Raw genomic sequence first — 422 nt, 5'->3', positions numbered from 1 at the left:
GTGTCGCATCAACAGCGTTTCCGCTGTTCAGGGCTGCGAATTATAAGAGCATTTTTTTGTGATGCAAGTCCTTCGTTCAAAAAAACTTTAATTTTTTACTGAACGACGAAAAAGCAAGCAAAACAATCAAGAATGACAACAATTTAGATCGCAGCCTTAACAGTTAGATCGTAAAGATCGTTTCGCGATGGTACTTTAACTCCGCAATCGATTAACGGATGACGTCCAACGCTAAATGTGTGCCCTGTTTAGAGAAACCGTCCAGCACCTCTGGCGTCCAACTACGAGTCAGCTCTTTTAGTGTGCTCACATCTAAGTAACGGTAGTGGAAGTATTCTTCCAGTTCAGGCATATGCTTGTACAAGAAACGGCGGTCCTGGCCGATGCTGTTACCGCAGATTGGCGATACGCCTTTTGGTACC

The 422-nt window shown here is 44.3% G+C and carries 1 protein-coding gene; it reads right to left on the bottom strand.

Annotation, left to right across the window (positions count from 1 at the left end):
* Positions 1–211 precede the first annotated feature (211 nt).
* A partial coding sequence (gene orn / locus UF06_RS18970) for an oligoribonuclease (protein ID WP_045571824.1) occupies positions 212–422 on the bottom strand: 211 nt, incomplete at its 5' end.

The sequence above is a fragment of the Vibrio sp. S234-5 genome (genome assembly GCF_000960595.1).
GTDB lineage: Bacteria > Pseudomonadota > Gammaproteobacteria > Enterobacterales > Vibrionaceae > Vibrio.
The sequence above is the reverse complement of the archived record's forward strand: the minus strand, read 5'-3'. Positions and strand labels throughout refer to the sequence as shown.